This is a genomic window from Bradyrhizobium sp. TM233 (assembly GCF_036247965.1).
Classification (GTDB): Bacteria; Pseudomonadota; Alphaproteobacteria; order Rhizobiales; family Xanthobacteraceae; genus Bradyrhizobium; species Bradyrhizobium ottawaense.
Genome location: NZ_BTIG01000115.1, coordinates 1 through 390 on the forward strand (window position 1 = coordinate 1; position 390 = coordinate 390).

Here is a 390-nt window from a genome sequence, read left to right on the forward strand (position 1 = left end):
GCTCGCCGACAAGCTCGGCGCCGGTGTCGGTGCCTCGCGTGCGGCGGTGGACGCCGGCTATGCGCCGAACGACTGGCAGGTCGGCCAGACCGGCAAGGTCGTGGCGCCCGAGCTCTATGTCGCCGTCGGCATTTCCGGCGCGATCCAGCATCTGGCCGGCATGAAGGACTCCAAGGTGATCGTCGCGATCAACAAGGACGAGGACGCGCCGATCTTCCAGGTTGCCGATTACGGCCTGGTCGCCGATCTCTACCAGGCGGTTCCGGAGCTGACGGCCGAACTCGGCAAGCTCGGCAAGTAAAAGACCTCAAAACACCGGCCGGAGGCATAAACTCCGGCCGGTGTTTCATTTCTGAAGCGTTTTCTTTGGCGTGGGGCACGCCGGGGAAG

1 protein-coding gene is annotated in these 390 nt (G+C 64.6%); it reads left to right on the forward strand.

Annotated features, from left to right (window positions below):
- On the forward strand, nucleotides 1-301 hold a 301-nt coding region (locus tag AABA86_RS33910), incomplete at its 5' end, for an electron transfer flavoprotein subunit alpha/FixB family protein (RefSeq protein ID WP_338309836.1).
- Between the last annotated feature and the right edge of the window lie 89 nt (nucleotides 302-390).